This is a genomic window from Rhodoplanes roseus, assembly GCF_003258865.1.
GTDB lineage: Bacteria > Pseudomonadota > Alphaproteobacteria > Rhizobiales > Xanthobacteraceae > Rhodoplanes > Rhodoplanes roseus.
Map to the genome: position 1 here is coordinate 1 of NZ_NPEX01000537.1, position 1,815 is coordinate 1,815.

The 1,815-nt window shown below is 69.5% G+C and carries 2 protein-coding genes; both read left to right on the top strand.

The window, feature by feature from the left end; all coding sequences use genetic code 11:
- On the top strand, positions 1-349 hold a 349-nt coding region (locus tag CH341_RS31060; protein WP_210208697.1), incomplete at its 5' end, for an FKBP-type peptidyl-prolyl cis-trans isomerase.
- Between the two features lie 256 nt (positions 350-605).
- Positions 606-1,670 (top strand): amidohydrolase family protein, encoded by a 1,065-nt coding sequence (locus tag CH341_RS31065; RefSeq protein ID WP_111423523.1) that lies wholly within the window; start codon positions 606-608, stop codon positions 1,668-1,670.
- Positions 1,671-1,815: the final 145 nt, after the last annotated feature.

Sequence of the window (1,815 nt, forward strand, 5' to 3'; positions counted from 1 at the left end):
CGCTCCGCCGCCCGCGGCCGCGCCCGCCGCCGGCGTGGGGATCCAGGATCTGAAGGTCGGCACCGGCGCCGAGGCCCGCGCCGGCCAGCGCGTGCGGGTGAACTACACCGGCAAGCTGACCAACGGCACCACCTTCGACACCTCGATCGGTCGTGCGCCGTTCACCTTCACGCTCGGCGGCGGCGAGGTGATCAAGGGCTGGGACCAGGGCGTCGCCGGCATGAAGGTCGGCGGCAAGCGCCGCCTGACGATTCCGCCCGAGCTCGGCTACGGCCCCGCCGGGGCGCCGCCGAAGATTCCGCCGAACAGCGTGCTGGTGTTCGAGGTCGACCTGTTGGGCGTGCAGTAGCGGAAGGCCGCTCGATCGTGACACGGCGCGGATTGTGAGGCGTCGCGAAGCCTTCTATACAGAGCGCGGGCCGAGGTTCGTGTTCCTCGCCGGCGAAAGCGCCGGCCACCGACCGGCGGCTCCGGCAGGCGGTTCGGCGAGCCCGGTCCTCGGCACGCTCCTTTCCGCATCGGGCAGCTTCCGCCCCGCCCTGCCCGCTTTCCCGAAGCCGCGTTTCCCGACTGCGCGTCGGCAACGAACGAGAAGGAGTCGCCGCATGGCGAACGATTGGAACCGCTACGGCCCCAGCGCCGCCCGTCCGCAGGGCCGTCCCGGCCGCGAGATCCGCCCCAAGAGCCTCACCATCGACATCCACTCCCACGTGGCGGTGCCGCGCGCGGCCGAGTTCGCCAAGCCGCACCTCGACTGGTCGACGATTCCGCTCGCCCATTTCTCGACGCCGGAGACCAAGGCGCTCAACCAGAAGCAGGACGCCGAGCGCACGCCGCAGATGACCGGCGTCACCGAGCGGCTCGCCGATCTCGACGCCATGGGTCTCGACCTGCAAGTGATCATGTGCCCGCCGCCGCAGTGCTACTACACGGTGCCGCTCGACATCGCCGTGCCGGCGAGCCGGATGGTCAACGAGGGCCTGTCCGAGTACGCGTCGAAGAACCCCGACCGCTACCTGGTGTTCGGCACCGTGCCGCTCTCCAACTGCGAGGAGGCCGCCAAGGAGCTCGAGCACTGCATGACCAAGCTCGGTCACAAGGGCGTGCAGATCCTCACCAACGTCGCCGGCAAGGAACTCTCGGATCCGGCCTTCGCGCCGTTCTGGGCGAAGGCCGAGGCGCTCGGCGCCGTGGTGCTGCTGCACCCCAACGGATTCACCGAAGGCGAGCGGCTGACACGCTTCTACTTCAACAACGTCATCGGCAATCCCTTCGAGACCACGATGGCGCTGCACTACCTGATCTTCGACGGCGTGCTGGAGCGGCACCCGAACCTGAAGATCGTCGCGGTACACGGCGGCGGCTACCTGGCCGCCTATTCGGGCCGCATCGACCACGCCTGGGGTGCCCGCGCCGACACGCACGGCACCCTGCCCCACCCGCCGACCAGCTACCTGAAGAAGATCTACGTCGACTCGGTCGTCTTCACGCCGCACCAGCTGCGCGCGCTGGTCGAGGTGTTCGGGCCGGACCACGTGATCCTCGGCACCGACTACCCCTACGACATGGCCGAGTACGAGCCGGTCGAGCACATCGTCTCGGCCGGCCTCGACGCCGACACGGTGGCGAAGATCTGCGGCGGCACGTCGAAGACGCTGCTGGGGATCTGATCAGGTCGTGTTTCAACTCTCCCCCGGAGGGCAAGCTTGGGCACGAATCGTTCCACGCAGATGCCCCGGGCGAGCACAGGCCGCGGTGCGGTCGTTCTCCGACCTCGCCGCGTGCACGGCGGGGCTCCCTCTCCCCGGCGGGGAG

Coding starts and splice junctions, on each gene's coding strand:
- CH341_RS31065 (WP_111423523.1), top strand. CDS start 606: ATGGCGAACGATTGGAACCGCTACGGCCCCAGCGCCGCCCGTCCGCAG.